This window comes from Actinomadura monticuli (assembly GCF_041463655.1).
In the GTDB taxonomy this organism is placed as follows: Bacteria; Actinomycetota; Actinomycetes; order Streptosporangiales; family Streptosporangiaceae; genus Spirillospora; species Spirillospora monticuli.
Map to the genome: position 1 here is coordinate 1 of NZ_JAXCEI010000022.1, position 26809 is coordinate 26809.

29 protein-coding genes and 3 tRNA genes are annotated in these 26809 nt (G+C 71.1%); 27 read left to right on the forward strand and 5 right to left on the reverse strand.

Going from position 1 to position 26809, the window contains the following annotated elements:
- Positions 1–104: 104 nt before the first annotated feature.
- Together SM611_RS33230 and SM611_RS33235 are read right to left on the reverse strand one after the other, a co-directional pair.
- A complete protein-coding gene (locus SM611_RS33230) occupies positions 105–467 on the reverse strand; it encodes an HD domain-containing protein (RefSeq protein WP_371954298.1) in 363 nt (120 codons plus the stop codon).
- On the reverse strand, positions 464–796 hold the full coding sequence (locus SM611_RS33235) for a helix-turn-helix transcriptional regulator (RefSeq protein ID WP_371954299.1): 333 nt from the start codon (positions 794–796) through the stop codon (positions 464–466). The genes SM611_RS33230 and SM611_RS33235 overlap by 4 nt, the downstream gene beginning before the upstream one ends.
- Before the next feature lie 354 nt (positions 797–1150).
- On the opposite strand from SM611_RS33235, the gene SM611_RS33240 reads away from it, so the two are divergent.
- Positions 1151–1879 carry a protein phosphatase 2C domain-containing protein gene (locus tag SM611_RS33240; protein ID WP_371954300.1) on the forward strand — a complete coding sequence of 243 codons (729 nt, stop codon included), beginning with the start codon at positions 1151–1153 and terminating at the stop codon, positions 1877–1879.
- On the opposite strand, the gene SM611_RS33245 is transcribed toward SM611_RS33240, so the two are convergent.
- On the reverse strand, positions 1876–2907 hold the full coding sequence (locus SM611_RS33245; protein ID WP_371954301.1) for a hypothetical protein: 1032 nt from the start codon (positions 2905–2907) through the stop codon (positions 1876–1878). The two genes, SM611_RS33240 and SM611_RS33245, sit on opposite strands and share 4 nt — an antisense overlap.
- An 88-nt stretch (positions 2908–2995) precedes the next feature.
- Between SM611_RS33245 and SM611_RS33250 the strand changes: the two genes are divergently transcribed.
- The 9 genes from SM611_RS33250 to SM611_RS33290 all read left to right on the forward strand — a co-directional run bounded on the left by SM611_RS33250 (position 2996) and on the right by SM611_RS33290 (position 8908).
- Positions 2996–4123, forward strand: a complete 1128-nt coding sequence (locus tag SM611_RS33250) for an acyl-CoA dehydrogenase family protein (RefSeq protein WP_371954302.1) — start codon at positions 2996–2998, stop codon at positions 4121–4123.
- Positions 4124–4203: 80 nt separating this feature from the next.
- Positions 4204–4276, forward strand: a tRNA-Thr gene (locus tag SM611_RS33255).
- A gap of 282 nt (positions 4277–4558) precedes the next feature.
- Positions 4559–4632 (forward strand) — tRNA-Met (locus SM611_RS33260).
- Between the two features lie 119 nt (positions 4633–4751).
- A complete protein-coding gene (gene rpmG / locus SM611_RS33265; protein ID WP_067629315.1) occupies positions 4752–4916 on the forward strand; it encodes a 50S ribosomal protein L33 in 165 nt (54 codons plus the stop codon).
- Positions 4917–5358: 442 nt separating this feature from the next.
- A complete protein-coding gene (locus tag SM611_RS33270; RefSeq protein WP_371954303.1) occupies positions 5359–5796 on the forward strand; it encodes a MaoC family dehydratase N-terminal domain-containing protein in 438 nt (145 codons plus the stop codon).
- Entirely contained in the window at positions 5796–6221 is a 426-nt protein-coding gene (locus SM611_RS33275; RefSeq protein WP_371954304.1) for a MaoC/PaaZ C-terminal domain-containing protein, read from the forward strand. Before SM611_RS33270 ends, SM611_RS33275 begins: the two co-directional genes overlap by 1 nt.
- A gap of 35 nt (positions 6222–6256) precedes the next feature.
- Positions 6257–7369, forward strand: a complete 1113-nt coding sequence (locus SM611_RS33280) for a UDP-N-acetylmuramate dehydrogenase (protein ID WP_371954305.1) — start codon at positions 6257–6259, stop codon at positions 7367–7369.
- Between the two features lie 148 nt (positions 7370–7517).
- The gene (locus SM611_RS33285; RefSeq protein WP_371954306.1) at positions 7518–8225 is read left to right on the forward strand and encodes a GntR family transcriptional regulator; all 708 of its coding nucleotides are present in this window, start codon (positions 7518–7520) and stop codon (positions 8223–8225) included.
- Positions 8226–8248: 23 nt separating this feature from the next.
- Entirely contained in the window at positions 8249–8908 is a 660-nt protein-coding gene (locus SM611_RS33290) for a TetR/AcrR family transcriptional regulator (RefSeq protein WP_371954307.1), read from the forward strand.
- On the opposite strand, the gene SM611_RS33295 is transcribed toward SM611_RS33290, so the two are convergent.
- Complete coding sequence (locus SM611_RS33295; protein WP_371954308.1) at positions 8905–10002, reverse strand: adenosine deaminase; 1098 nt, start codon at positions 10000–10002, stop codon at positions 8905–8907. The genes SM611_RS33290 and SM611_RS33295 overlap by 4 nt on opposite strands.
- A gap of 224 nt (positions 10003–10226) precedes the next feature.
- On the opposite strand from SM611_RS33295, the gene SM611_RS33300 reads away from it, so the two are divergent.
- The 3 genes from SM611_RS33300 (at position 10227) to SM611_RS33310 (ending at position 12512) form a co-directional block, all read left to right on the forward strand.
- Positions 10227–11159: a hypothetical protein gene (locus SM611_RS33300; RefSeq protein ID WP_371954309.1), complete on the forward strand. Its 933-nt coding sequence runs from the start codon at positions 10227–10229 to the stop codon at positions 11157–11159.
- A gap of 90 nt (positions 11160–11249) precedes the next feature.
- On the forward strand, positions 11250–11759 hold the full coding sequence (locus SM611_RS33305) for a SigE family RNA polymerase sigma factor (protein ID WP_371954310.1): 510 nt from the start codon (positions 11250–11252) through the stop codon (positions 11757–11759).
- A 3-nt stretch (positions 11760–11762) separates the two neighbouring features.
- Positions 11763–12512, forward strand: coding sequence for a hypothetical protein (locus tag SM611_RS33310; protein WP_371954311.1), 750 nt, complete (start codon positions 11763–11765; stop codon positions 12510–12512).
- Positions 12513–12724: 212 nt separating this feature from the next.
- Here the strand turns inward: SM611_RS33310 and SM611_RS33315 are convergent, their stop codons facing one another.
- Positions 12725–13936, reverse strand: coding sequence for a pyridoxal phosphate-dependent aminotransferase (locus SM611_RS33315; protein ID WP_371954312.1), 1212 nt, complete (start codon positions 13934–13936; stop codon positions 12725–12727).
- A gap of 299 nt (positions 13937–14235) precedes the next feature.
- On the opposite strand from SM611_RS33315, the gene SM611_RS33320 reads away from it, so the two are divergent.
- The 14 genes from SM611_RS33320 (at position 14236) to SM611_RS33385 (ending at position 26803) form a co-directional block, all read left to right on the forward strand.
- Positions 14236–14308: transfer RNA gene (locus tag SM611_RS33320), tRNA-Trp, on the forward strand.
- 96 nt (positions 14309–14404) lie between these two features.
- A complete protein-coding gene (secE, locus tag SM611_RS33325) occupies positions 14405–14674 on the forward strand; it encodes a preprotein translocase subunit SecE (RefSeq protein WP_371954313.1) in 270 nt (89 codons plus the stop codon).
- An 83-nt stretch (positions 14675–14757) separates the two neighbouring features.
- Positions 14758–15675 carry a transcription termination/antitermination protein NusG gene (gene nusG, locus SM611_RS33330; RefSeq protein ID WP_371954314.1) on the forward strand — a complete coding sequence of 306 codons (918 nt, stop codon included), beginning with the start codon at positions 14758–14760 and terminating at the stop codon, positions 15673–15675.
- Between the two features lie 327 nt (positions 15676–16002).
- On the forward strand, positions 16003–16431 hold the full coding sequence (gene rplK, locus SM611_RS33335; RefSeq protein WP_371954315.1) for a 50S ribosomal protein L11: 429 nt from the start codon (positions 16003–16005) through the stop codon (positions 16429–16431).
- Positions 16432–16492: 61 nt separating this feature from the next.
- On the forward strand, positions 16493–17209 hold the full coding sequence (rplA, locus tag SM611_RS33340; protein WP_371954316.1) for a 50S ribosomal protein L1: 717 nt from the start codon (positions 16493–16495) through the stop codon (positions 17207–17209).
- A 105-nt stretch (positions 17210–17314) separates the two neighbouring features.
- The gene (locus SM611_RS33345) at positions 17315–18919 is read left to right on the forward strand and encodes a class I adenylate-forming enzyme family protein (protein ID WP_371954317.1); all 1605 of its coding nucleotides are present in this window, start codon (positions 17315–17317) and stop codon (positions 18917–18919) included.
- A 165-nt stretch (positions 18920–19084) separates the two neighbouring features.
- Positions 19085–19954 (forward strand): hypothetical protein, encoded by an 870-nt coding sequence (locus tag SM611_RS33350; RefSeq protein WP_371954318.1) that lies wholly within the window; start codon positions 19085–19087, stop codon positions 19952–19954.
- Between the two features lie 152 nt (positions 19955–20106).
- On the forward strand, positions 20107–20958 hold the full coding sequence (locus SM611_RS33355) for an SCO4651 family lipoprotein (RefSeq protein ID WP_371954319.1): 852 nt from the start codon (positions 20107–20109) through the stop codon (positions 20956–20958).
- Between the two features lie 108 nt (positions 20959–21066).
- Positions 21067–21945, forward strand: coding sequence for an SCO4651 family lipoprotein (locus SM611_RS33360; protein WP_371954320.1), 879 nt, complete (start codon positions 21067–21069; stop codon positions 21943–21945).
- A 385-nt stretch (positions 21946–22330) separates the two neighbouring features.
- Positions 22331–22879: a 50S ribosomal protein L10 gene (rplJ, locus tag SM611_RS33365; RefSeq protein WP_371954321.1), complete on the forward strand. Its 549-nt coding sequence runs from the start codon at positions 22331–22333 to the stop codon at positions 22877–22879.
- Positions 22880–22934: 55 nt separating this feature from the next.
- Complete coding sequence (rplL, locus tag SM611_RS33370) at positions 22935–23324, forward strand: 50S ribosomal protein L7/L12 (RefSeq protein WP_371954322.1); 390 nt, start codon at positions 22935–22937, stop codon at positions 23322–23324.
- A gap of 545 nt (positions 23325–23869) precedes the next feature.
- Positions 23870–24991, forward strand: coding sequence for an ABC transporter ATP-binding protein (locus SM611_RS33375; protein ID WP_371954323.1), 1122 nt, complete (start codon positions 23870–23872; stop codon positions 24989–24991).
- A complete protein-coding gene (locus SM611_RS33380) occupies positions 24991–25839 on the forward strand; it encodes an MlaE family ABC transporter permease (protein WP_371954324.1) in 849 nt (282 codons plus the stop codon). Before SM611_RS33375 ends, SM611_RS33380 begins: the two co-directional genes overlap by 1 nt.
- A gap of 157 nt (positions 25840–25996) precedes the next feature.
- Positions 25997–26803, forward strand: a complete 807-nt coding sequence (locus SM611_RS33385) for an MlaE family ABC transporter permease (RefSeq protein WP_371954325.1) — start codon at positions 25997–25999, stop codon at positions 26801–26803.
- The last annotated feature ends 6 nt before the right edge of the window (positions 26804–26809 follow it).

Consider the following 26809-nt stretch of genomic DNA (forward strand, 5'->3'; position numbering starts at 1 on the left):
GCACGGTGAGTGCACACGAGCACCTCCCGGCCGGGGACGACAGATCCCGTGGAAGACACGAAGTCAGTCAGGGCTTGGGTCAGACCCCGTCGGGAGGTGCTCACCTACATCATCTCTGTCAGGACTCGGTCGGCCGCCGTCTGGAGGCCGGCGTCTCCGGCTGCCTCGAGATCCGTCAGATCCCTGACGAGCGCGGTGATCTCGTCGCCGAACTCGGCGCTCAACTCGGCGTCGCCGCACGTGGTGTCGGCGAGGACGTCGTGGAGGAGAGCGGCGCAGATCATCGGGGCGTCCATGCCCATGGCGGCGGCGGTTCCGGCGACGGCCAGCGGGTGGGTGATGTAGGGGGCGCCGCTGCGCCGGTGCCGTCCTTCGTGCCGGCTGGCGGCGAAAGCGTAGGCGCGGCGGATCCGCTCCCGCTCGCCGCTTCCGGCGGGCATCCGGTCGAGGATCGAGTCGAGGTTCATGAGAGGTCCCCGGTCACGCTCGGGCTCCAGATGCCGCCGCGCGTGCGTTCCGCCGCGGCGATCGCCTCGCGTGCACGTTGAGCGCCGTCATCAGTGAGTCTGTAGTAGCGGCGCCTGCGCCGCCCTTCCCGCAGATGGTGCTCCGCCGGCTCCCAGAAGCTCTCCACCCAGCCGCATCGTTCAAGGCGGATGATGATCGGATAGATCGTGCCGGTCGGCTGGCCCGTCTCCCTGCTCAGTTCCAGACCGAAGCGTTCACGTTCCGGATCTTCCAGCATCGCTCTCAGAACGAGCAGCGTCTGCAAGGTCAGCCGAGGGTCGCGCGCCATATCTAGAACTCTAGATAGACCTTGCGGAGAGTCACCTTCCTTAACGGTGACAACGTGGCACCGCACCGGTGATCTGTGCGTGGCCGAGAGCCTGGATCGGGACGGGCCACGGGTCCCACCCGAGATCAGAACGCGCGGGCGAGCGTCAGGCGCTGCCGATGGCCGCCCGATCACGTGCCCGGCGCCGACATCCCTCCTCGGCGCCTGGGCCGGTGCGCGATTCCGGCGTGAACGTCGGGATCGGGTGTCCGATACAGGAGAGGGCAGGTCGGCGGGCCGGGGTGTGCGGTTTCGGTCTAGCGGTCCCGGTCGGGCGCTTCACCGGGTAGACCTGCATCTGTGCAGGTGAGTTATGTGAGTGAGGCGACGCCGGGACGGGAGAACGAGGACTTCGTCGCGGCCGGCCCCGGCTGGGTCGTGCTGCTGGACGGGGCGACGGCGCCGCCGGGGGTGGACAGCGGGTGCCGGCACGATCCGGCGTGGCTGGTGCGCAGGCTCGGCGGCCGGATCGCCGCGCTGCTGGCGCTGGAGGACGGCAAGCCGCTGCCCGACCTGGTCGCCGAGGCGATCAAGGTGACGGGCGAGGCGCACACCGCGACCTGCGATCTGGACAACCCGGACAGCCCGTCGGCGACGGTGTCGCTGCTGCGGTGCCGCGGCGAGGCCGCGGAGTGGTTCGTCCTCGCCGACTCCCCGATCGTGCTGGACGTCGGCGAGGTCAAAGTGGTCCGCGACGACCGCGTCGACCATCTGCCCAGCTACACGCTCGAAGGCGTGCGCAGGTCGCGGAACAGCCCTGGCGGGTTCTGGGTGGCGAGCACGAAACCGGAGGCCGCGTACGAGGGGCAGACCGGCGAGGTGCCGGTCGGGGGGCTGAAGCGGGCGGCGGTGCTGAGCGACGGCGCGTCCAGGCTCGTGGAGCGGTTCGAGCACATGGGCTGGGACGACCTGCTGCGCCTCCTGGAGGAGGAGGGCCCGCGGGAACTCATCCGCAGGACGCGGGCAGCGGAGGCGGAGTCGGAGGCGGCGCCGCCGCGCGGCAAGCGGCACGACGACGCCACCGCCGTGTTCGTGCGGTTCTAGCGCGTCGCCGCCTTGATGTGCGGCCACCAGCCGGCGAGGTCGTCCGGCAGGTGCATCCCCTCGACGCGGAGGGTGGCCGGCATCAGCGGGAAGCGCCGTCCGGCCGGGAACGTCCGGTCGTAGGACGGCGGGTCGATCACCACGACGCGGGTCCCGTTGACGGCGGGGATGTCCGCCGGCACCCCCTCGTTCCAGATCCATTCGCCGTGCGCGTCGACGAGGTTCCACGGGCTGGACACGATCGGCGGGCCCGGCGGGACGTCGGCGTCCAGGAAGCACGCGACGATCTCGGGTGCGGGACGGTCGCCGGGCAGCCCGCCGGGACGTCCGATGAGGGCCCCGCCGAGCAGGACGTGCAACTGGAAGTTGTCGCCGATGCCGCCGATCGTGACCGTCCAGCCCGTGCGGCCCGCCCGGTCGAGGACGAGCAGGCGCTCGCCGTCGAGGACGCGCAGCAGCGTCTGGTAGTGGTCCATCTGCGCGAGATGGCGGGCGGCCTGTTCGGCGGCGCGCACGCGGAAGTCGCGGTCGTCGATCGCGGCGCGGACGTCCGGCGCCTTCTGCAGGAGCGTGCAGCCCGCCATCGTGTACTGGGGCAGCGCGAACCACGCCATCATCGCGGTCACGGCGCCGTCCCCGAGGACCGGCGCGACCGTGCCGAACACCTCCTGGGACGGTTGCTCCTCCTGCATGTCGGGTGGCGGCTTGCCGTCCGCGGCCCGCTCCCACGCGTCGCCGAACGCGAGCGCGGCGGCGGTGACCTCGGTGATGCGGTGGACGAGCGCGGGGCCGGCCGGCGCGGGGTCGGCGCCGTTCTCGATCCATGCGCCGGACAGGACGGCGAGCCAGCCGCCGAGGTTCGGGGGCGCCTCCGCGATGCCTTCGGCGAGGCGGGGCAGCGCGGCGCTCATCTCGGCGGGGGAGACCGACCGGGACGCGTCCATGAGCTGGGGCAGGAGGTCGCCGAACGACCGGTCCTCGGCGATCGCGGCCCGGACGGCGTCCTCGACGACATGCTGGAGCGGCATGGTCGATCACCCTGGCACAGCGGGCGGGACATCAGGAAACCGCCCGATGACCCTGCCCCATCCTGGAATCTGATTCTAGAATGGGGTCATGGAGTCACAGGATTTCGCCGACGTGCTCAAGGCCGTCCGCAGCTTCGTCCGCGAGCAGGTGGTCCCCCGCGAGGAGGAGATCGAGGAGACCGACGCGATCCCGGAGGCGCTGCGCCGCACGGCGCGGGAGATGGGGCTGTTCGGGTACGCGCTGCCCGAGGAGTACGGCGGCCTCGGCCTGTCGCTGAGCGAGGAGGTCCGGCTCGTCTTCGAGATCGGCTACGCCAGCCCCGCGTTCCGCTCCATGTTCGGCACCAGCAACGGCATCGCCGGGCAGGTCCTCGTGAACTCCGGGACGGACGAGCAGAAAGACGCCTGGCTGCCGAGGCTCGCGTCCGGCGAGGTCGTCGGCGCGTTCGCGCTCACCGAGGCGGAGGCCGGCTCCGACCCCAGCACGCTGACCACGACCGCCGTGCGCGACGGCGGCGACTACGTCCTCAACGGCGCGAAGCGGTTCATCACCAACGCCCCGGAGGCCGACGTTTTCATGGTCTTCGCCAGGACGGGCGGCGCCGGCTCGCGCGGCATCTCCACATTCCTCGTCGAGGCGGGCACGGAGGGCCTGAGCGTCGGCCCGTCCGACCAGAAGATGGGCCAGCGCGGCGCCCACACGGCCGAGGTCTTCTTCGACGACGTGCGCGTCCCCGCCGGGGCCATGGTCGGGACGGAGGGAACCGGCTTCCGCACCGCCATGGCGTCCCTCGCCCACGGCAGGGTCAGCATCGCCGCCGTCTGCGTCGGGCTCGCCCAGAGGATCGTGGACGAGACCGTCGCCTATGCCAGGGAGCGCAGCCAGGGCGGCAAGACCATCGGTGAATACCAGCTCGTCCAGGGCCTCATCGCCGACTCCCAGACCGAGCTGTACGCCGGACGCGCGATGGTGCTGGAAGCCGCCCGCGCCTACGACGCCGGCGAGGACACCAAGCAGGGGCCGTCGTGCGCCAAGTACTTCTGCTCCGAGATGGTCGGACGCGTCGCCGACCGCGCCGTCCAGGTCTACGGAGGCATGGGCTACATGCGCGGCGTCGCCGTCGAGCGCTTCTACCGCGACGTCCGGCTCTTCCGCATCTACGAGGGGACGAGCCAGATCCAGCAGCTCGTCATCGCCCGCGACCTCCTGCGCTGACCAGCGCGGACACCGGGGGGCCAAACCGGTTCGCCACACTCGCCCAGGCCGTGTATGGTTTCACTGCGCGAGCGGCGCAGGCCCCTTTAGCTCAGTCGGCAGAGCGTCTCCATGGTAAGGAGAAGGTCTACGGTTCGATTCCGTAAAGGGGCTCACGGCATCCCGGCCGCCATCCGGTACCACCGGACGGCGGCCTTCGTCGTTCCCGGGACGCCTCTCGGCTCCGGAACGCGCTGATTCGCTCCATACCGGGGCCTGTGGTACCGTCCCACCGGTTCCAGCAGGACGTTTCGCAGCTCATCGGCGCACCCGGTAACCTGGGAGACGGTCCGTGGAGCCCGCGGAACCGAATCCCGATCTCGACCCGGGTTTTTGCGTTTCCAGGGTTCGGTGAGCATCCGGTATCCTTGCAATACGGTCCACACCGACCATCACGGCGGGGTAGCTCAGTCAGGCAGAGCAAGCGGCTCATAATCGCTGTGTCGCCGGTTCAAGTCCGGCCCTCGCTACTACCCATGTCTCTCACCCTCGTCCCGGGGGTGAGAAGGCTGGGTCGAACCACCGGCCGCCCGACTCGGGCGGCCGCGGTCCGTAGATCCATGTCCCTTACCCAGAAAGGCACTCCATCGTGGCTGCCACTGACGTCCGGCCGAAGATCACGCTGGCCTGCCAGGAGTGCAAGCACCGCAACTACATCACGCGGAAGAACCGGCGCAACGACCCGGACCGCCTCGAGATCAAGAAGTACTGCCCCAACTGCAGGTGCCACCGCCCCCACCGCGAGACCCGCTAGCCGAGGTTCGGGACGGGGAAGTACTGCCCGCTGCGCTGTCAACGGGCAGGTGCCACCGCCCCCACCGCGAGACGCGCTAGCCGAGGTTCGGGACGGGGAAGTACTGCCCGCTGCGCTGTCAACGGGCAGGTGCCACCGCTCCCACCGCGAGACCCGCTAGCCGAGGTCCGGGACGGCGATGCGCCCGCCGCGGCACGCGGCCGCCGGCGCACCGTCCGTCCGCGCCGGTGGCCCGCTCATCGCACGCGGGGCCGCCGAGGGGTACTTCTTCGCACGCTTGCCCTGACATGATTCAGCCCGTCCTCGCCAGTGAGACCCGGCGAGGGCGGGCTGAACGTCATTCTGTTACCGTCCGAGCGAAGACGGAACACGCGTGTTCAGGCGGGCGCCCGGGCAGGCGCCCAGGCAGGGCGGCCCCGTTCGACCTGGAGGGACGGATTGCATGGCACTCAACCGTGATTTCATCGGGCGGAGCTTCCCGCCCAGCGACCCCTACGAGGTCAGCCGGGTGAAGATCCGCGAGTTCGCGGACGCGATCGGCGACCGCAACCCGATCTACCGCGACCAGGAGGCGGCCAAGGCGGCCGGATACCCCGACGTCATCGCGCCGCCCACCTTCCCGATCGTGGTCTCGCTCGGCAACGCCGGCCTCGCCGACCCCGAGCTCGGGCTGAACTACGCGATGGTCGTGCACGGCGAGCAGCGCTTCGAGTACACCCGCCCGGTCCGCGCCGGCGACGTCGTGACCTGCACCGCGACGATCACCGAGATCAAGTCGATCGGCAACAACGAGAAGATGGTCATCGAGACCGACGTCAAGACGACCGAGGGCGAGCTGATCTGCAAGTCCTACAACACGATCGTGGAGCGGGGGGCCTGATGACCGCCAAGGTGAACTACGCCGACGTCGAGGTCGGCACCGAGATCCCCGCGCAGACGTACGCCATCGACCGCGCGAACCTCGTCATGTACGCGGGCGCGTCCGGCGACTTCAACCCGATCCACTGGCGCGAGTCCGTCGCCAAGGCGGTCGGCCTCCCGGACGTGATCGCGCACGGCATGTTCACGATGGCGCAGGGCGGCCGGTTCGTGACCGACTGGGCCGGCGACCCGGGCGCCGTGGTGGACTACGGGGTACGGTTCTCCTCTCCGGTCGTCGTCCCCGACCAGGGCGGCGCGACCCTGGAGATCAGCGGCAAGGTGGAGGAGAAGCTGGACGACAACAAGGTCGTCGTGGCGCTCACCGCCAAGTCCAACGACCAGAAGGTCCTCACGCGCGCCAAGGCGGTCGTCAAGCTCGCCTGACGACGAGCGGTGCATCGGCCGGGCCCGCCCGGCCGATGCCGCCACCGGGGGCCGGCCACCTACGGGGAGGGGAAGACGACGTGGCGGTGTTCGCCGAGGACGTGAAGCTGGCGGGTTACACCACGCTCCGGCTGGGCGGCCCCGCCCGGCGCTTCGTCGAGGCGACGACCGAGGCGGAGCTGGTCGCCGCGATCCGGAAGGCCGACGACGCGGGTGAGCCCGTCCTCGTGCTCGGCGGCGGCAGCAACCTGGTCGTCTCCGACGACGGCTTCCCCGGCACCGTCGTGCACGTCGGCACCCGCGGCACCGAGCGCACCGCCGCCGAGGGCGACCGGATCCACGTCCGCGTCCAGGCCGGCGAGGACTGGGACCCGTTCGTCGCCCGCTGCGTCTCCGACGGCCTCGCCGGCGTCGAGTGCCTGTCCGGCATCCCCGGGCGCGTCGGCGCGACCCCCATCCAGAACGTCGGCGCCTACGGGCAGGACGTCGGCGAGACGATCGTCGAGGTCCGCGCCTACGACCGGGAGGCCGGCGCCGTCGTCGCCCTCGACCGCGACGCCTGCCGCTTCACCTACCGGCACAGCGCGTTCAAGGGCAGCGACCGGTACGTCGTCCTGGACGTCACGTACGCGCTCCACGAGGGCGAGGAGTCCCAGCCGATCGCCTACGCCGAGCTGGCGCGCAAGCTGGGGGTCGAGCCCGGCGACCGGGTGACGCTCAAGGAGGCCCGCGACGCCGTCCTCGAACTGCGGCGCGGCAAGGGCATGGTCCTGGACGACGCCGACCCCGACACCCGCAGCGCCGGATCGTTCTTCACCAACCCGATCCTCGCCCCCGACGTGGTCGCCGAGTTGGAGCGCCGCGTCGCCGAGCGCCTCGGCCCGGACGCGACGTTCCCGCGTTACCGCGAGGCCGGCGACCGGGTCAAGACGTCCGCCGCCTGGCTCATCGACCGCGCCGGATTCAGCAAGGGCCACGCCCTCGGACCCGCCCGCATCTCCACCAAGCACACCCTCGCCCTCACCAACCCGGGCGGCGCCACCACCGCCGACCTCCTCGCCCTGGCCCGCGAGGTCCGCGCCGGCGTCCACGCCGCCTTCGGCGTCACCCTCGTCAACGAGCCCGTCCTCGTCGGCGTCACCCTCTGAACCGGCTACGGCTACGGCGCCGTCGCCGGATCCGGCGACGACCCGCTGGTCGCGGGCATCATCGCGCGACCGAACGGGAACCATGAGGGCGGGAGCCCTTGATGGCCGCGGGGCGCGCCGCGGAAGGGCCCCGGACTGGAGTACGAGCGTGGCCCTACCCGCCCCCCTTCCCCCGCCCCGGCGGGCGCTCGGCAGCCGGCCGCAGCTGAGCGACGAGGCCGCCGCCCGCATCCGCGAACTGATCATGGACGGCCGGGTCCGGCCCGGCGACCACCTGCGGCTGGAACGGCTCGCGCTGGAGTTCGGCATCAGCGTCACCCCGGTCAGGGAGGCGCTGAAGTCGCTGCGCAGCGAGGGGTTCGTCGTGCTGGAGCCGAGGCGCGGGTTCGTCGTCGCGCCGCTGTCGAGACAGGACGTCCAGGATCTGTTCTGGGTGCAGGCGGGCATCGCCGCCGAACTGACCGCGCGCGCCGCGCCAAGGATCGGCGCCGGGACCGTCCGGGAGCTGGACGGCCTGCAGCGGGCCATGGAACGTGCCATGGACGCGCGCCGCCCCGACCTCATGGAGGAGTGCAACCACCTCTTCCACCGGGAGATCAACCTCGCCGCCGACTCGCCGAAGCTCGCCTGGTCGCTCGCGACGACGGCGCGGTACGTCCCGCGCGGCCTGTACGGGAGGCTCGCCGGGTGGCCCGCGCTCGCCGCCGCCGACCACGAGCGCGTCCTGGCCGCGCTGCGCGCCGGGGACACGCGGGAGGCCGCCGCCGAGATGCGCGGCCACATCGTGCGCGTCGGCGAGCTGCTGATCGCCCACCTCGACCTGCGCGGGATGTGGCGACCGCCGGGAGGCCCGTGAGGACGGGAGCTAACTTGGACGGCATGAGCCCGAGGATGAGCGCCGCGGACCGCCGCGAGCTCGCGGTCCGGGCCGCGATGGCCGAGTTCGCCCACGGCGGCTACGACGGCACGTCCACCTGGACGATCGCCCGGCGGATCGGCGTCTCCCAGCCGTACATGTTCCGGCTCTTCCCGTCCAAGCACGCACTGTTCCTCGCCGCCGCCGAACGCTGCTTCGACGACGTCGAGGACGTCCTGCGCGGCGCCGCCCGCGATCGGCGCGGCGGCGACGCGCTGGCCGCGATGGCGGAGGCGTGCGCCCGGCTGCCCCGGGACGCGCCGGCCCTGCCCCGGCTCCAGCTCAAGATCTATGCGGTCGCCGTGCGGGACGACGACGTCGCCCGGCTCGGACGCGTCCGCTGGGCCCGGCTCTGGCGGGTCGTCGGCGACCTCACCGGCGCACCGCCCGAAGAGATCGCCCGGTTCCTGTCGGCCGGCCTGCTCGTGAACGTCCAGGCCGCGTTCGGCGCCCCGGACGGCCCCGACCTCCCCCGCGCGACGGCGCAGTGGGCGGAGGGCCTGCGCGGCGCGGACACCCCGCACGGCGCGGAGAACCCGCATGAAGCGGACATCCCCCGCGGCACGGACACTGCGCGCGCCGCGGAGACCTCCGCCGACCGGCCCGAGGCCGCCGGCGGCTAGCCCGCGAGCCAGGCGTCGACCCCCGCCAGCAGGCGTTTGCGCAGTTCGTCCGGGGCGGCCGAGGCCCTGATCGACTGCCGGGCCAGCTCCGCCAGCTCCGCGTCGGAGAACCCGTGCGCGGTGCGCGCCAGATCGTACTGGCGGGCGAGCCGCGACCCGAACAGCAGCGGGTCGTCGGCGCCCAGCGCGATCGACGCGCCCGCCTCGAAGAGCCGCCGCACCGGGACGTCCGACGCCGTCGCCGCCACCCCGAGGCCCACGTTCGACGCCGGGCACACCTCCAGCGTCACGCCCCGGTCGACGATCGCCGCCAGCAGCCGCGGGTCCTCCACGGCGCGGACGCCGTGCCCGATCCGGTCGGCGTCCAGCGTGTCCAGGCACTCCCGGATGCTCGCCGGGCCGAGCAGCTCGCCGCCGTGCGGGTCCGACAGCAGCCCGCCGCGCTTGGCGATCCGGAACGCGCCCTCGAAGTCGTAGGCGCGGCCCCGCCGCTCGTCGTTGGACAGCCCGAACCCCACCACGCCCTCGCCCGCGTACCGGACGGCGAGGCGCGCGAGCGTCTTCGCGTCCAGCGGGTGCCGCGTCCGGTTCGCCGCGATCACCACGCCGATGCCCACGCCGGACGCCTCCGACGCCTCCCGCGCCGCGTCCAGCACCAGCTCCACGGTCGGGGTCAGCCCGCCGAACTTCGCCGCGTAGCCGCTCGGATCGACCTGGATCTCCAGCCAGCCGGACCCTTCCGCCGCTTCGTCCTCGGCGGTCTCGTGCAGCAGGCGGCGCAGGTCGTCGGGCGTCTGCAGCACCGACCGCGCGATGTCGTACAGGCGCTGGAACCGGAACCAGCCGCGCTCGTCGGTCGCGTGCAGCTTGGGCGGCCAGTCCTCGGCGAGGGCGTCCGGCAGGTGGACGCCGCGCAGGGCGGCCAGCTCCACCAGCGTGGAATGCCGCATCGACCCGGTGAAGTGCAGGTGCAGGTGCGCCTTCGGCAGCAGGGCCACGTCCGGACGGGCGGGGCCGCGCGCGGCGGCGGGCTCCCGGTCGTCCGGCAGGGATCCGTCCTGGACCGGACGCGCTGAAACGGTACGGGCCTCCATGAGCCAATGTTGCCGGATCATCGGCCCGGTCGAACCCCGTACACGCAGGATCACCACACCGGACTACCTCGCATGACACGCGGCGGCCATCCCGTTCATGGGCATCCCGGAAAAAACTTCGGAATCGCGTGCAACCCCCTCCGGGCACCGTGCGTATACGAGGGGCGCCAGAGAGATACGGGCCACCCCCCGCGAGAAGACCCCGGCAGAGAGGGACACACACCATGATCACGCTGAAGGCCGCCTTGATCGCCGCGTCCGCCATCGGCACCGTCGCCGTCGGCGGCTCCGCGACGTGGGCGATGACCGGCACCCACCACGAGGCGGGCCTCCAGTCGAACGGCGGCAAGGCCCCCGCCGCCGAGCGCAAGGTGCCGGACGCCGCGCCGAAGACGCTCCCGACGTGCCTCCCGGCGAAGGGCGACCTGCCCGAGACGGGCCTGCCGAAGACGGGCCTGCCGGACGCCGAGCTCCCGGACGTGAAGGTGCCCGACGCCGGCGCCAAGAAGCAGGTCGAGCAGCACCTCAGGCAGAACCCCGTCACCAAGGACCTGCCGCAGGCGGAGCTCCCCAAGACCGAACTGCCGGACGCCAAGCTGCCGGACGCCAAGCTCCCCGACGCCAAGACCAAGCTCCCGGCGAACCTGCCGACCTGCGCGCCGTCCACGGACCTGAAGAGGAGCGCGCCGGCGGCCAAGCCGTCCGCGCGCGTCCCCGCCAAGCCCGGCCTGCCCGCCGTGCCGAAGCTCGACTGCAGCACGCTCCGCCCCGCCGTGCCGGTCGGCGGGGCGGTCGAGAAGGCCGTCATCCTGCCGAAGGGCCTGCGCTACGTGTCCGCCGTCCCCGGCACCGCCGACCTGCGCGAGCAGCGGATCTGCGCGGTCACGCAGAAGTGGGCCGGCAAGGCCGGGCAGTGGATCACCGTCGAAACCCTGAAGACGCCCGCGGGCATGACCCAGAATCAGCTCCGGCGGGCGCTGCGGCTCCCCGAGGGCGGCACCCCGGTCACCGTGGCGGGCGTCGCCGGCTGGCAGGCCCCGAACGGCGGCGGCGTGCTGGTGTTCGACCCGAGCGGCTACTCGCTGTTCGTCAACGGCAGCCCCGTCCTCGCCGGGGGGCTGCAGGACGTGACCGCCGCGCTGCGCCAGGCGCGGTAGGGCACAGGACGCGGGCGGACGGCCTCGGCGCGGGGGCCGTCCGCTCTCGGCAACGGCAGACCGGAACCGCATCGGCCGGGACGGAGCACAGTGGGGCGTCGAGACGACGAGTCGTTCGTGGAGTTCGTGGCGGCACGCGGCGATGCCCTGCTGCGCACCGCCGCGTTGATGTGCGGGGCCCGGCAGGACGCCGAGGACATCCTGCAGACCGCGCTGGAGAAGGCCTACCGCCACTGGGGGCGGCTTGAGGCGGGCAGCGATCCGGAGCCGTACGTCCGCCGGATCCTGGTCAACCTCGTGATCAGCCGGGCCCGCCGCTGGAAGGTGCTCCGGGAGATCCACATGGCGCGCCTCCCGGAGACGCCCGCCGCGTCGCCGAACCACGCCGTCGAACTGAGGGGGACGCTCATGGACGAGTTGCGCCGGCTCGGGCCGCGGCAGCGGGCGGTGCTGGTCCTGCGCTTCTGGGAGGACCTCTCGGAGGCGGAGACGGCGCAGGCGCTCGGCTGCTCGGTCGGAACGGTCAAGAGCCAGGCGTCCCGGGGGCTCGCCAGGCTCCGGGAGCGCCTCGACACGAACCTGGCGCCACTGGGGAGATGAGCGATGGACCTGGAGAGTGAACTGCGGAACGCGATGGCCGAGCAGGTGGCCGGGACGTCCGCGTCGCCGTCGCTCGTCGCGGACGTCAAGCGGCGGCACCGGCGCCGGGCGGCCCGGATCCGCACGGCCGCCGGCGTGGCCGCCGCCTCCGTCGCCGCGCTCGCCCTCGTGCCCGCCTACCAGTCGTTCCGGGCCACACCGGCCGGGAACTCCGAGATCACCCGTCCCACCGGAACGGTCTCGGCGTCCCGGCCGCCGGAGCGGTCTCCCGCCCCCGGCCTCCCCGCGTCCCCGCCGTCCAAGGGCAGGCCCGGGGCGGGAGTCTCGTCGAAACCGGACGCGCACCCGTCGTCCGGCGGCGCGGGGCCGCGCGGTCCCGGGGCGGGCGGCGCGATCGGCGCGCTGCCCGGCTGGATCACCTATCTTCCGGACGGCCTGGCCGCCGCCGGCCCGTGCGCCGTGACCGGGGACGCCGGATGGGAGACCACGACGTGCTCGTGGCGCGGGAAGACCGGCTGGGTGGAGATCGCCCTCGTGAAGGGCGGCGGGCTCACCGGCCCCAAGGACCTCATGAAGACGCCGGGCATCCCCGGCCGCACCTCCGTGCGGGGGATGCCGGCGCTGACCGGCGACCGCCCCGACTCGGCGCGCCAGGTCTCGTGGCTGGCGCGGCCCGGGGTCGGCGTCACCGTGACCGCCGCCGGATCGGCCAAGGACCAGCTCATGCGCATCGCCGAAGGGGTGCGCCCGTGAGAGGGCCGCGCCCTTGTGGTGATCATGCCCGTGAGGTGACCGTGCTCGTGGAGTGACCGGAGACCCGCCTTGGCGGGACGGCTCGCGGCGGAGAGGGGCCGCCGCGGGACGGCCCGTCCGGGCATTCCGGGACGGGGTCGGGCATGCCCCGTCCAGATGAGAACCGGCCCCGGGCGGTGTGCGCCCGGGGCCGGTTCCTGTCCGCGGAGGGGTCAGCTCGCCTCGGAGAGCAGCTTCGCGACGCGCGAGACGCCCTCGACGAGGTCGTCGTCGCCCAGCGCGTAGGAGAGGCGGAAGTATCCGGGCGTGCCGAACGCCTCGCCCGGCACCAGCGCGACCTCGGCCTCCTCGAGGATCAGGGACGCCAGCTCCACCGACGTCTCCGGGCGCTTGCCGCGCAGTTCCCTGCCCAGCAGCGCCTTCACCGACGGGTAGGCGTAGAACGCGCCCTCCGGCTCGGGGCACACGACGCCGGGGATCTCGTTGAGCATCCGCACCATCGTCTTGCGGCGCCGGTCGAACGCCGACCGCATCTCCGCCACGGCCGACAGGTCGCCGGTCACGGCGGCGAGCGCGGCGGCCTGCGACACGTTCGCCACGTTGGACGTCGCGTGCGACTGGAGGTTCTGCGCGGCCTTCACCACGTCCGCCGGGCCGATCAGCCAGCCCACCCGCCAGCCCGTCATCGCGTACGTCTTGGCCACGCCGTTCAGGACGAGCGTGCGGTCGGCGAGCTCCGGCACCACGACGGGCATCGAGTGGAACTCGGCGTCCCCGTACACGAGGTGCTCGTAGATCTCGTCGGTGATGACCCAGAGGCCGTGCTCGTCGGCCCAGCGTCCGATGGCCTCGATCTCGTCCCGGGTGTACACGCCGCCGGTCGGGTTGGACGGCGACACGAACAGCAGCACCTTCGTCCGGTCGGTGCGGGCCGCCTCCAGCTGCTCGACGGTCACCTTGTAACCGGTGGTCTCGTCGGCGACGACGTCCACGGGCACGCCGCCCGCCAGCTTGATCGACTCGGGGTAGGTCGTCCAGTAAGGCGTCGGGACGATCACCTCGTCGCCCGGGTCGAGCAGCGCCGCGAACGCCTCGTACACCGCCTGCTTGCCGCCGTTGGTGATGAGGACCTGGCCGGCCTCCACCTTGTAGCCGGAGTCCCGCTCGGTCTTCTCGGCCACGGCGGTGCGCAGCTCGGGCAGCCCGCCCGCCGGCGTGTACTTGTGGAAGCGCGGCACCCGGCAGGCGGTCACCGCGGCCTCGACGATGTAGTCCGGGGTGGGGAAGTCGGGCTCGCCCGCGCCGAACCCGATGACCGGGCGGCCCGCCGCCTTCAGCGCCTTGGCCTTGGCGTCGACGGCCAGCGTGGCGGACTCGGATATCGCGGCGATGCGCGCGGAGATGCGAGGACGGTCAGTGCTCATACCCCCATCGTTACAGATCGCCTCCTGTGACCCGGGCCATATATGGGGGTGCCGAGCCAGCTCGTCCGTTGGATGGCGGTGGGTGGGGGCTGGAGGACGGTGCCGGGCCTCACCGCGGCCCGTGGGCGATCTATGAGTATCGGTTCGACGCGGGGCCGTCCTGCACGTAGACTCACCCTCCAAGTGACGCGTCACCGGTATACGAGCCTGTCCGCACGCGGGCATCAGCGTGAGGCCGTAAGCTGGTAGCGGCACCGTCCCGGCCCTATGGTCGGGTGTTCTCCTTAGCCGGAGAATGAAGGGCAGTGGCTCAATTGGTAGAGCTCCGGTCTCCAAAACCGGCGGTTGGGGGTTCGAGTCCCTCCTGCCCTGCGAGGTGCAGTGCGCGCACCCGTGCCGGTCGCGTCACGGGACGGCGCGGCAACCACATGGTGGTTGGATCACGACCTATGAGGTGAACGGCGGCAAATGGCGACTGAGACGCGCGACGAGCGCGACGAGCCCGAGGCCAAGGACGAAGGCAAGGGCAAGGGCAGGAAGAAGTCCCCCTCCAGGCGGACCTCGCCCGCGCTGTTCGTGCGCCAGGTCATCGCCGAGCTGCGCAAGGTCATCTGGCCCACCCGGCGGGAGCTGGTCACCTACACCACCGCGGCACTGGTGTTCGTGCTGGTCATGGTCGCGATCGTCTCCGGCTTCGACTACGGGCTGCAGAAGGGCGTCTACGCCATCTTCGGCTGACGCCGGGCCCGACGCCGCGGCCCGCCGGCCCGCTCGCCGCACCCTTGCAAGTCCATCACCGCAGACCGAGAGAAAGAGTCACCGTGTCCGAGCCCTCACAGCCCTACGACGAGGCCGTTGAAGAGGCCCAGTCCGCTGCGGCTGCTGCGGCAGACCAGGCGGCGCTGCCCGCCGACGAGACGGCCGAGGCGGTCGTCTCCGACGGCGACGCCGAGCCCGCGGACACGAAGCTCGAGGGCGAGGGGCCCGCGCCGGACGCCGCCGTGGGCGCCGCGGACCTGGCCGAGGCCGTCGAGGCCGTCGAGGCCGAGGACGCCGAGAACACCGAGGACGCCGAGAACACCGAGGACGCCGAGAACACCGAGGACGCTGAGGACACCGACGAGGAGGCCGAGCCCGAGCCGCCGGCCGACCCCTACGCCGACTTCAAGATGCAGCTCCGGCTCCAGCCGGGCGACTGGTACGTCGTGCACTCCTACGCGGGCTACGAGAACCGGGTCAAGACCAACATCGAGACCCGGACGCAGACCCTCAACATGGAGGACTACATCTTCCAGATCGAGGTCCCGCAGCACGAGGTCACCGAGATCAAGCAGGGCAAGCGGCAGAAGGTCAACGAGAAGGTCCTGCCGGGCTACATCCTCGTCCGCATGGAGCTGACCGACGAGTCGTGGGCCGCCGTCCGCAACACGCCGGGCGTCACCGGCTTCGTCGGCCTGCTGAACAAGCCGTCCCCGCTGAGCCTGGACGAGGTCGCGAACCTGCTGGCCCCCGAGCCCGAGGAGGGCGTCGCCAAGGCCGCCAAGGAGCAGGCGAAGGCCCCGGCCGCCGTCGACTACGAGGTCGGCGAGTCCGTCACCGTCATGGACGGCCCGTTCGCCACCCTCCCGGCGACCGTCAACGAGATCAACGCCGAGCAGCAGAAGCTCAAGGTGCTCGTCTCGATCTTCGGCCGCGAGACCCCGGTCGAACTGTCCTTCAACCAGGTCTCCAAGATCTGATCCCAGACCACGTCCGGGCCGTTCCCGCCACGCGGGGACGGCCCGAAGGCTTTGCCGGTGGCCGCGTCCGGGCCAGAGTTGACTGATCCACCCTCGTGAGGCCGTATCCTGGACGGGTTGCCCTCGCCCAGGTGGAGGGCAGCCGACCCGATATGTCCAGTCCGAGGAATGCTCGGACCGCAAGGGTCGGCAATCGAGCGTCCGGCCTCCGTGCAGGCGGAGAAGCCGGATTCAAGCGGTTCCTACACGGTGGATGCGTCCCAGCCGTCGTGTTGCCCGGAAGGCCGGGAGTCGGAGCCATCAATAAAATGGGACATAGGGGTTTATATGCCTCCGAAGAAGAAGATCGCGGCGCTCGTCAAGGTGCAGCTGCAGGCCGGGCAGGCGACGCCGGCTCCGCCGGTCGGTACCGCGCTCGGTCCGCACGGCGTCAACATCATGGACTTCTGCAAGCAGTACAACGCTGCCACGGAGTCCCAGCGCGGCAACGTGATCCCCGTAGAGATCACCATCTACGAGGACCGGTCGTTCAGCTTCATCACCAAGACGCCGCCGGCCGCGCAGCTCATCCTGAAGGCCGCGGGCGTGGAGAAGGGCAGCGGCGAGCCGCACAAGAACAAGGTCGGCTCGGTGACCCGCGACCAGATCCGCGAGATCGCCACGACCAAGATGCCCGACCTCAACGCCCGGGACCTGGACGCCGCCGAGAAGATCGTCGCCGGCACCGCGCGTTCGATGGGCATCGACGTCAAGTAATCCCCCACCTGTGGAAGGGCCGGCGCTGGCCCGCACCACGAGTTCCACTGGAGGAACGAACATGAAGCGCAGCAAGGGCTACCGCGCAGCGGCGGAGAAGATCGACCGGGAGCGGCTGTACAGCCCCGCCGAGGCCGTGAAGCTCGCCAAGGAGACCGCGGTCACCAAGTTCGACGCGACCGTCGAGGTCGCGCTGCGGCTGGGCGTCGACCCGCGCAAGGCCGACCAGATGGTGCGCGGCACCGTCAACCTGCCGCACGGCACCGGTAAGACCGCCCGCGTGCTGGTCTTCGCCGTCGGCGCCAAGGCGCAGGAGGCGGAGTCCGCAGGCGCCGACCTCGTCGGCTCCGACGACCTCATCGAGCGGATCCAGGGCGGCTTCCTGGACTTCGACGCGGTGGTCGCCACGCCGGACCAGATGGGCAAGGTCGGACGCCTCGGCCGGGTGCTCGGCCCGCGCGGCCTGATGCCGAACCCGAAGACCGGCACCGTCACCATGGACGTGGCGAAGGCCGTGACCGACATCAAGGGCGGCAAGATCGAGTTCCGGGTCGACCGGCACGCGAACCTGCACTTCATCATCGGCAAGGCGTCCTTCGACGAGCGCCAGCTGGTGGAGAACTACGCCGCCGCCGTGGACGAGATCCAGCGGCTCAAGCCGTCCGCCGCGAAGGGCCGGTACGTGAAGAAGGCGTCGCTGACGACGTCGATGGGCCCGAGCATCCCGGTGGACCCGAACGCGGTCCGCAACCTGACGGCGGAGTTCGAGACCGCCTGATCGCCGCACCGTGAGGGCGTCCCCGCCGCGGCGGGGACGCCCTTTCGCGTCCACCCAGTGGTATCGGGGACGCCGCTCCGGCGGGTCCTCGGTACATTCGCCGGGGTGGCGAGGAGTGTGATGGACGGTTCGCGGCGACGGCTTCACGATGTGCTCGACGCGGCGGCGCGGGATGTTCCGGACGTCCCGGCGCTGTCGGTGGACGGCACGACGTGGACGTTCCGTGAGCTGCGGGCGAGGACGGACGCGCTGAGCGCGTACCTGTCCGCCCAGTGCTCATCCGGTGCGCGGGTGGCGTTGCTGGCGCACAACCGCCTGGAGTACGTCGCCGCCTATTACGGGGTTCCGCGCGGCGGGCGCGTCCTGGTGCCGCTGAACCAGCGGCTGCATCCTCGCGAGTGGGCGGACCAGATCGTCCGCAGCGGCGCCGAACTCGTCATCGGCGAGCGGGACCTGCTCGACCGGCTGGCCGCCGAGGGGGATCTGCCCGCGGGGCACGCGCCGCTGACCGACATCGACGATCTGCCCTGGGACGCCGCTCCTGAGGAGGCCGGCACGTCCGGCGCCGACCCGGACGATGCCGACCTGGACGATGCCGACCCGGACGATGCCGACCTGGACGATGCCGACCCGGACGATGTCGCGTGGCTGATGTTCACCAGCGGTACCACCGGCCGTCCCAAGGGAGTGCGTCTCACGCACCGGAGCCTGCTCGCGGGCATCGATGTCACGGCCCGCGGGCGTCCCGTGCGGCCGGGCGACGTGTTCTGCACGCCGTTCCCGCTGTGCCATGTGGCGGGATACCAGGTCATCCTGCACCACCTCTTCGGGCGGCATGCCGTCGTGCTGCGCCGGTTCACTCCGGCGGCGCTCGTGGACGCGACGCGCGGGCACGGCGTCACGAACCTGTCGCTGGCCCCGACGATGCTCGAAGACCTGCTCGCGCACGCCGCGGACGATCCGGGGACGCTGGACGTGCTGCGCGGCAGCGTCCGCGTGATCGCCTACGGGTCGGCGCCGATGCCGGTGCCGCTGCTGCGCCGCGCCGGCGACGTCCTCGGCTGCGACTTCAACCAGGGGTTCGGCATGACCGAGCTGTCCGGCAACGCGACCTTCCTGTCCCCGGACGACCACCGTGCCGCCATCACGGCGAGGCCGGAGCTCGCGGCGTCGGCGGGACGTCCCGCCGGCGGTGTCGAGATCGCGGTGCTCGGCGAGGACGGCACGCGCCTCCCGCCCGGCGCGCTGGGGGAGATCGCCGTCCGGGGCCCGCAGGTCACGCCCGGCTACTGGGACGATCCGGACGCGACCGCCGAGGCGTTCACCGGCGGCTGGTTCCGCACCGGCGACGCCGGCCGCGTCGACGAGGACGGCTACCTCTACCTCGTCGACCGCCTCAAGGACGTGATCATCACCGGCGGCGAGAACGTGTCGTCGCGCGAGGTCGAGGACGTCCTGCGCACGGTCCCGGGCGTCGCCGACGTCGCCGTGATCGGGCTGCCCGACCCGCGCTGGGGCCAGACGGTCTGCGCGGTGGTCGTCCCCGCCGGCGAGCGCCCCGCCGAGGACGAGCTGGTCGCCGCCTGCCGGGCCCGCCTCGCCGGGTTCAAGACGCCGCGCCGCATCGAGTACGCCGACACGCTGCCGCGCACCGGCACCGGCAAGATCCGCAAGTCCGCCCTGCGCGCCGCCCTCACCGAGCCCGCCTAGCACCCGAGCCCGCCTAGCACCCGAGCCCGCCTAGCACCCGAGCCCGCCTCACACCGGGTTGACGTAGCACCGAACCCGCCGGATACATAGATCACCGTCCGGAACCGGACAATTCGTATCTCGATTGTTTTGTTACCTGCGGGGAACCTGGTGTTGAATTGCCTCGTGAAGCGTCGAACCGACCGGGCCATCGCCATCTCCGCCGTGGCCGCCGTGGCCGTCGTGCCCACCGCGATCCTGATGGTCGTCAAGGTCGGCGGCGACTCCGGCAAGGACGCCGGCGCGATGCCGCCGGCCGCGGCCATGGCCCAGCAGGACGGTACCAACCCGAACGGCTCCACGGCCGGCACCGTCACGCCGGGCGCGTCCCCCGCGCCGGGCGCGCGCAACCCGGGCGCCCCGGGCGCGGGCCCGGGAGCCGGGAACGGCGGCGGCGCGCACGGCCTGCCCACGGCACCGCCCCAGCCGGGCCCCAGCCTGCACTCCTTCACCCGCAAGACGGACATGAAGGTGACGATCGGGGCGAACGGCGATTACCAGCACGCCGTCGAGACCGCCTCGTTCACCCTGTGGCCGAAGTTCGCGATGAGCGCCACCGGCGTCACGGCGACGCGGCAGAACGGCGAGCTCAGCAAGGTCACCCAGAAGGTGATCGTCAGCGGGAACGTCCTCAAGGGCTTCGACGGGGAGAAGTGGACGACGTCCACGCTCACCGCCGCGCAGCTGGGCAAGCTGCAGAGCGACTCCGACCCCCGGCAGTTCACCTTCATGATCGGGACGCTGCCCGGGATGACCGCGAGCGAGCCGGACGCGTCCGGCCGGACCCAGTTCAGCGCCCAGGCGCTGATGGGCGGCGTGTACGCGCTGCTCCCACAGGACGCGGCGACCCGGTTCCGCACCTGGGTCCCGGACTCCACCGGCTGCGGCCTCGACCTGTGGGCCGACAGCAGCGCCCGCCCGACCACGATCCGGCTGAACGCGCAGTCGCCCGGCGCCGGGTTCGACGGGTCGATGTCCTTCGGCTCCTACCGCTGACGCGGGGCCGTCCCCTTCCGTCCCGCGTGGACGGGGCTACGCCGTTGGTCGTACCGCCCGGCCCCTCGTTCGTACCACCGGGGGATGCCCGTGATGTTGGCGTCCCGCGACACTGGGAACACCAGAAGGGCGACAAGGGAGGCTCAACCCTCATGAACCGACGACTCGTGGTGGCGGCCGGCGGCACCGCCGTGGGTGCCGCGCTCGTCCTGTCCGGATGCAACGGGGACGGGTCGGCGAACACGGAGAACATGAAGCTCAGCGCCGGGCAGGCGCTGCTCAAGACGTCCCAGAAGACGGGGGAGGCCGACACGTTCAAGGCCGACCTCACCGTGACCGGCACCGGGGACGGCGCCGGCAGGATCCACGCCGACGGGCAGTTCCGGCTGCGCCCCGAGCTGACGTTCAGCGCGAAGCTGGACGAGTTCCAGCGCAACGGGCAGAGCGTGCCGGGCGCCAAGGGTCAGGCGATCTTCACCGGCGACGTGCTGTACGCGAAGCTCCCGCAGCTCGCCCGGTTCGTCAGCGACGGCAAGCCGTGGGTGAAGATCAACGTGGGCCAGGTGTCGCAGCGCACCGGGTTCGACGTCCAGGGCCTGGTCGAGCAGGTGCAGAAGGTCGACCCGGCCGAGCAGACGAAGATGTTCACCGGCTCCAAGGACGTCCGCCGGGTCGGCATTGAGAGCGTCGACGGCGTGCGGACGACGCACTACGCGGGCACGGTCACCGTCGAGGACGCGCTGAACCGCCTCGACGCGCAGGCGCGCGAGAAGGTGAGCAGGTGGCTGCCGAAGGACCGCGCCAACGGTAAGATCAACTTCGATCTGTGGACGGACGGCGACAACCTGCCCCGCAAGATCGTGTCGAAGGCGAACGGGTCGCAGGGCGAAAACGGTTCGGTGACCGTCCTCTACAGCGACTACGGTAAGTCGTTCACCGTGAACCCGCCGCCGTCCGATCAGGTGGGTGAACTGTCGATCGGGTCGTTCCTGGGCGGCGGCTGAGCACGGGGTCGCACCGGCGCGGGTGAACCGAGTCGGGTTCTCCCGCGTCTGACCTACTGTTCGGCCCGCGTGCCCGGGCGAACCAGAAGAGCTAGGAGAACCCCCACGATGATCCGTCGTTTCGTCGCCGGCACGGCGCTGGCCACCGGCCTCGCCCTCTCGCTGACCGGCTGTCTCGGGGACGCCGGGAACAAGGTGGACGAGGCCGGCAAGAACATCAAGCTCACCGCGGCCCAGGTGCTCGGCAAGGCCGCGGAGAAGACCGGCGACGTCGACTCCTTCAAGGCCGACATGTCGATGCAGATGGCCGGCACGTCCGAGGGCGACCTCACGATGAACGGCACCATGCAGTACCGGACGAAGCCCGACCTCGCCTACAGCATGAACTTCAGCGAGATGAAGATGGCGGGCAAGTCGATGGGCGGCATGGAGCAGCGCCTCGTCGGCCGGACCATGTACCTGAAGATGCCGATGCTGTCGCAGCTCGGCGGCGGCGCGGGCGCCAAGCCGTGGATCAAGCTCTCGCTCGACGAGCTGGGCAAGCAGTCCGGCATGAACATCGACGAGCTGCTGCAGCAGTCCCGCCAGATGGACCCGGTGCAGAACACCAAGATGCTGACGGCGTCCAAGGACGTGCGCGAGGTCGGCAAGGAGACGGTGAACGGCGTCGAGACGACGCACTACACCGGCACCTACCGGATGGAGGACGCGATCGCCAAGCTCTCCCCGGAGATGCAGGACGCCTACCGCAAGAACGCCACCACGACCGGCATGGACGCCATGAACTTCGACCTCTGGGTCGACGGCCAGCAGGTGCCGCAGCAGATGCGGATGACGTCGAACAAGACGGCCGAGGGCACGCTGACCATGACGATGAAGTACCGGGACTACGGCAAGCCGGTGGACATCACCGAGCCGCCGGCCGACCAGGTCACGGACTTCGCCGAGATGATGAAGCAGCTCGGTGGCGGCCTCGGCGGCGCCTGACCGCCGAGCGCGTGAGCTGAGCGCAGAGCCGGACGAACGCAGAGCCGGACGAACGCAGAGCCGGACGAGGGGACCGCGGCCCGCACGGGCCGCGGTCCCCTCGCCGTTCGATGCCTGCCGTCCCGTCGATTTGGTAGGACGGGCGGCGAACACGTACTCTGTTCGATGCCGAAGACCGCCGGTCGTCACCTCCGTGAGGTGACCGAAGGACCCGACACCGTTCGGGCGGCCTGCGTAGGTGAGACGAGAGCTTCCGCATGGCCTCCGTGCCGTGCCTGGACGCCCCGTGCGCCTGCGCCGGGGCGTTTTTTGGTGGATCGGCGCCCCCAACCCCCTCGCGGGGCCGGGCGCGGATCGGACCACCCAGGTAATCGGAAGGAGGGCTATGGCCAAGGCCCACAAGGACGCGGCGATCGCCGAGCTCAAGAGCGAGTTCGAGAGCTCCAGCGGTGCCGTGCTGACCGAGTACCGCGGGCTCAGCGTCGCGCAGGTCAAGGAGCTGCGCGACAACCTCGGCGAGAACGCGCGGTTCCGCGTGGTGAAGAACACGCTGACCAAGCGCGCCGCGAACGAGGCCGGTGTCGACGAGCGGTTCCGTGAGCTGCTCGAAGGCCCGTCGGCCATCGCGTTCGTGCGCGGCGACGTGGTCGAGGCCGCCAAGGGCCTGCGCGACTTCGCCAAGGCGAACCCGATGCTGGTGATCAAGGGCGGCTTCATCGACGGTCAGTCGATGGACGCCGCCGAGGTCACCAAGCTCGCGGACCTCGAGTCGCGCGAGGTTCTGCTCGCCAAGCTGGCCGGTGCGATGAAGGGCTCGATGGCGAACGCCGCCGCGCTGTTCAACGCCCTGCCGACGCAGGCGGCCCAGCTCGCCGAGGCGCTGCGCGCCAAGCGCGAGGCCGGCGGCGAGTCCGCCGAGACCGCCGCCGAGTAGGCGTACCCGCGGTTCCGTACCACCCGAGATTTCACGCCATAGCGGAGGAAACATCATGGCTAAGCTCAGCACCGACGAACTGCTCGACGCGTTCAAGGAGATGACCCTTCTTGAGCTGTCCGAGTTCGTGAAGCAGTTCGAGGACGTCTTCGACGTCAAGGCCGCCGCGCCGGTCGCGGCCGTCGCCGCCGCCCCGGGCGCCCCGGCCGCCGGTGGCGAGGAGGCCGCCGTCCAGGACGAGTTCGACGTCATCCTCGAGGGTGCCGGCGACAAGAAGATCCAGGTCATCAAGGAGGTTCGCGCCCTGACGAGCCTCGGCCTCAAGGAGGCCAAGGACCTGGTCGACGGCGCGCCGAAGCCGCTGCTGGAGAAGGTCAACAAGGAGACGGCCGACAAGGCCAAGGAGGCCCTGGAGAAGGCCGGCGCCTCGGTCACCGTCAAGTAGGACGCTCCAGAGTTCCAGAGTTCCGGAGTCTCGGAGCCCGCGCGGCTCCGACCGCTCTTTGAGGAGGCGGTCACCCCATCCGGGGTGGCCGCCTCCTTCTTGTTCCCGGGTGCGTGGGGCGCGTCAGTTTCCTGTGCCGGAGTGATAAACGTTCGCGGAAAAGCGTGTGCCGCGACGGGTTGTGTGGTCATCGGCGTGCGGCGTAGCGTCCCGTCCTGACGCTGTGGTCACACCAGGCGGTCTCCGCCCCTCCCGTCCTCCGGGGGTCGGCGGTGACCGGTCGGGGCACCGGGCTTGAGGCGCTGGTTCTTGGACCACTAGTCTCATAGACGCCGTAAGTAACGATTGTCTTACGACGTCGCATTTAGCCGCTGATCTGGACCGGAACCCCTTCCATTTGGACAGCGGCCCGCTACCGTAGTGGAACCCGGCGCGGCTACCGGACGGTAGCAACACGGCGGACACGCCGTGTGACGACAGCAAGAGCCTGAGTGCTACTCGCTCATTGGTTCGGGATTCCCCCCGGCCTGGACGAAAGGTGACGAGTGGGCGTCGAGATCAGAGTCGAGGGCCTGACCAAGTCCTTTGGCCGCCAGGTGATCTGGCAGGACGTGTCGCTGACCATTCCCGCAGGTGAGATCTCCGTTCTTCTGGGCCCGTCCGGTACCGGTAAGTCGGTCTTCCTGAAGTCCCTCGTCGGGCTGCTCAAGCCCGACCGCGGGCACATCTGGATCGGCGACAGGGACCTGCCGTACCTGCCCGAGTCCCAGCTCTACGAGACCCGCAAGCTGTTCGGCGTCCTCTTCCAGGACGGTGCGCTGTTCGGCTCGATGAACCTGTTCGACAACATCGCCTTCCCGCTGCGCGAGCACACCAAGAAGTCCGAATCCGAGGTCAAGCGCATCGTCCTCGAGAAGATGGAGATGGTGGGTCTGCTCGGCGCGGAGCACAAGCTTCCCGGCGAGATCTCCGGCGGTATGAAGAAGCGCGCCGGCCTCGCCCGCGCGCTCGTCCTCGACCCCGAGATCCTCCTCGTCGACGAGCCGGACTCCGGCCTCGACCCGGTCCGCACCGCGTTCCTGAACCAGGTGTTCATCGACCTGAACGCGCAGATCGGCGCGACGTTCCTCATCGTCACCCACGACATCAACACGGCGCGGACCGTCCCGGACAACATCGGCCTGCTGTACCAGCGCAACCTCGCCATGTTCGGCCCGCGCGAGATGCTGCTGTCCAGCGAGGAGCCGGTCGTCCGGCAGTTCCTCAACGCCAGCAAGGTCGGCCCGATCGGCATGTCGGAGGAGAAGGACGCCTCCGAGCTGGAGGCCGAGGCCAAGATGGGCCTCGACTCGGGCAAGCTGCCCCCCATCCCGCCGCAGCAGATGGCGAGCAACGGGATGCTGCGCGCCGGCATGCACGCGCCCGGCGCGTGGTGCGCCGCGCACGGCGTCACCCCGCCGCCCGGGTCGTTCATCGACGACCTCGGCCGCAACTGGGTGGAGGAGTGGCCGCGGTACGTGGCGTCCGTGTCACCCGTCGGCGCACCCGCCCAGGGCGGGCCCGCCGGTCCGCCCCCCGGCGGCCAGTTCCCGGGCGGCCCGCCGCCCGGCGGCCAGTTCCCCGGTAACCCGCCGCCCGGCCGGCACGCGGGCGGTGCAGGGTACTGATGTCCACTCCTGGTATCGGCGCGGACCAGCGAGAGGGGAAGAGCGGCGGCGCCGCCGTGTCGTTCCGCAAGATCGGGGACGGCGCGGCGAACGTCGTCGTGAAGGAGCCCGGACGGTTCTTCGCCCTGTGCCTGGACACGGCCAGGGCGACCTTCCAGTGGCCGTTCCAGTGGCGCGAGTTCATCCAGCAGGCCTGGTTCATCGTCAGCGTCACCGTCGTCCCCACCATGCTGGTCGCCATCCCGTTCGGCGGCGTCCTGTCGCTGCAGGTCGGCGGGCTGATCCGGCAGCTCGGCGCGCAGTCCTACACCGGCGCGACCGCGGTCGTCGCGATCGTCCGGGAGGCGAGCCCGCTGGTCACCTCGCTGCTGGTCGCGGGGGCCGCCGGGTCGGCGATGTGCGCCGACATCGGCTCCCGCAAGATCCGCGAGGAGATCGACGCCATGGAGGTGCTGGGCATCAACCCCCTGCACCGCCTGGTCGTGCCCCGCATGCTCGCCTGCGCGTTCGTCGCGCTGTTCCTGAACGGCCTGGTGTCGGTGGTCGGCCTGCTCGGCGGCTACTTCTTCAACGTCATGCTGCAGGGCGGCACGCCCGGCGCCTACCTGGCGTCGTTCAACGCGATCGCGCAGCTGCCCGACCTGCTGCAGGCCGAGTTCAAGGCGTTCGTCTTCGGCATCACGGCCGGCCTGGTCGCCGCCTATAAGGGACTGAACGCCAAGGGCGGGCCGAAGGGCGTCGGCGACGCCGTCAACCAGACCGTGGTCATCACGTTCATGCTGCTTTTCCTGGAGAACTTCCTGATCTCCACGCTGTACTTCCAGTTCGTCCCGTCGAAGGGGATGTGATGGCGAGCGGACGGGCGTCGTCTGGACTGAGGAGCGCGGGGAGCGTGCGACCGGAACGACGACGGAAGACGGCACCGGCGGCGGCGGCTCGCAGCCGAGCGGAGGCGAGGCAATGAGCGCTGTCCCTGGTAAGACGGGACAGGCGGCCCGTCGGGCGGTGAACGCACCGCTGCAACGCCTGGACGACTTCGGCCACCAGCTGTCGTTCTACGCCCGCGCGTTCGCCTGGGTGTTCCGGGTGCTGCGCCGCTATCGCACGGAGGTGCTGCGGCTGCTCGCCGAGGTCAGCCTCGGGACCGGCGGCCTCGCGGTGATCGGCGGCTCGGTGGTGATCGTCGGCTTCATGACGTTCTTCACCGGCAGCCAGGTCGGCCTGCAGGGCTACGAGTCGCTGAACCAGATCGGCACGGCCGCGTTCACCGGGTTCGTCGCGTCCTACTTCAACACGCGCGAGATCGCGCCGCTGGTGTCGGCGCTGGCGCTGTCGGCGACGGTCGGCTGCGGGTTCACCGCGCAGCTCGGCGCGATGCGGATCTCCGACGAGATCGACGCGCTGGAGGTCATGGCCGTCCCGTCGATGCCGTTCCTCGTCACGACCCGGATGCTGGCCGGGATGATCGCGGTCGTCCCGCTCTACATCGTGGGCCTGCTCGCCTCCTACGGCGCGACGCGGGTGATCGTGACGATGTTCTACGGGCAGTCGACCGGCACCTACGACCACTATTTCCATCTGTTCCTACCACCGAACGACATCCTGTGGTCGTTCGGCAAGGTGATCATCTTCGCGGTGCTGGTGATGCTGATCCACTGCTACTACGGCTACCACGCGTCCGGCGGCCCGGCGGGCGTCGGCGTCGCGGTGGGCCGCGCGGTCCGCACCAGCATCGTCGTGATCAACGTGGCCGACCTGCTGCTCGGCATGGCGATCTGGGGCACCACCACGACCGTGCGGATTGCGGGGTAGCACGGC

Coding starts and splice junctions, on each gene's coding strand:
- SM611_RS33230 (WP_371954298.1), bottom strand. CDS start 467: ATGAACCTCGACTCGATCCTCGACCGGATGCCCGCCGGAAGCGGCGAG.
- SM611_RS33235 (WP_371954299.1), bottom strand. CDS start 796: ATGGCGCGCGACCCTCGGCTGACCTTGCAGACGCTGCTCGTTCTGAGA.
- SM611_RS33245 (WP_371954301.1), bottom strand. CDS start 2,907: ATGCCGCTCCAGCATGTCGTCGAGGACGCCGTCCGGGCCGCGATCGCC.
- SM611_RS33250 (WP_371954302.1), top strand. CDS start 2,996: ATGGAGTCACAGGATTTCGCCGACGTGCTCAAGGCCGTCCGCAGCTTC.
- SM611_RS33270 (WP_371954303.1), top strand. CDS start 5,359: ATGGCACTCAACCGTGATTTCATCGGGCGGAGCTTCCCGCCCAGCGAC.
- SM611_RS33275 (WP_371954304.1), top strand. CDS start 5,796: ATGACCGCCAAGGTGAACTACGCCGACGTCGAGGTCGGCACCGAGATC.
- SM611_RS33280 (WP_371954305.1), top strand. CDS start 6,257: ATGCCGCCACCGGGGGCCGGCCACCTACGGGGAGGGGAAGACGACGTG.
- SM611_RS33290 (WP_371954307.1), top strand. CDS start 8,249: ATGAGCCCGAGGATGAGCGCCGCGGACCGCCGCGAGCTCGCGGTCCGG.
- SM611_RS33295 (WP_371954308.1), bottom strand. CDS start 10,002: ATGGAGGCCCGTACCGTTTCAGCGCGTCCGGTCCAGGACGGATCCCTG.
- SM611_RS33300 (WP_371954309.1), top strand. CDS start 10,227: ATGATCACGCTGAAGGCCGCCTTGATCGCCGCGTCCGCCATCGGCACC.
- SM611_RS33310 (WP_371954311.1), top strand. CDS start 11,763: ATGGACCTGGAGAGTGAACTGCGGAACGCGATGGCCGAGCAGGTGGCC.
- SM611_RS33315 (WP_371954312.1), bottom strand. CDS start 13,936: ATGAGCACTGACCGTCCTCGCATCTCCGCGCGCATCGCCGCGATATCC.
- secE (WP_371954313.1), top strand. CDS start 14,405: ATGGCGACTGAGACGCGCGACGAGCGCGACGAGCCCGAGGCCAAGGAC.
- rplK (WP_371954315.1), top strand. CDS start 16,003: ATGCCTCCGAAGAAGAAGATCGCGGCGCTCGTCAAGGTGCAGCTGCAG.
- rplA (WP_371954316.1), top strand. CDS start 16,493: ATGAAGCGCAGCAAGGGCTACCGCGCAGCGGCGGAGAAGATCGACCGG.
- SM611_RS33355 (WP_371954319.1), top strand. CDS start 20,107: ATGAACCGACGACTCGTGGTGGCGGCCGGCGGCACCGCCGTGGGTGCC.
- SM611_RS33360 (WP_371954320.1), top strand. CDS start 21,067: ATGATCCGTCGTTTCGTCGCCGGCACGGCGCTGGCCACCGGCCTCGCC.
- rplJ (WP_371954321.1), top strand. CDS start 22,331: ATGGCCAAGGCCCACAAGGACGCGGCGATCGCCGAGCTCAAGAGCGAG.
- rplL (WP_371954322.1), top strand. CDS start 22,935: ATGGCTAAGCTCAGCACCGACGAACTGCTCGACGCGTTCAAGGAGATG.
- SM611_RS33380 (WP_371954324.1), top strand. CDS start 24,991: ATGTCCACTCCTGGTATCGGCGCGGACCAGCGAGAGGGGAAGAGCGGC.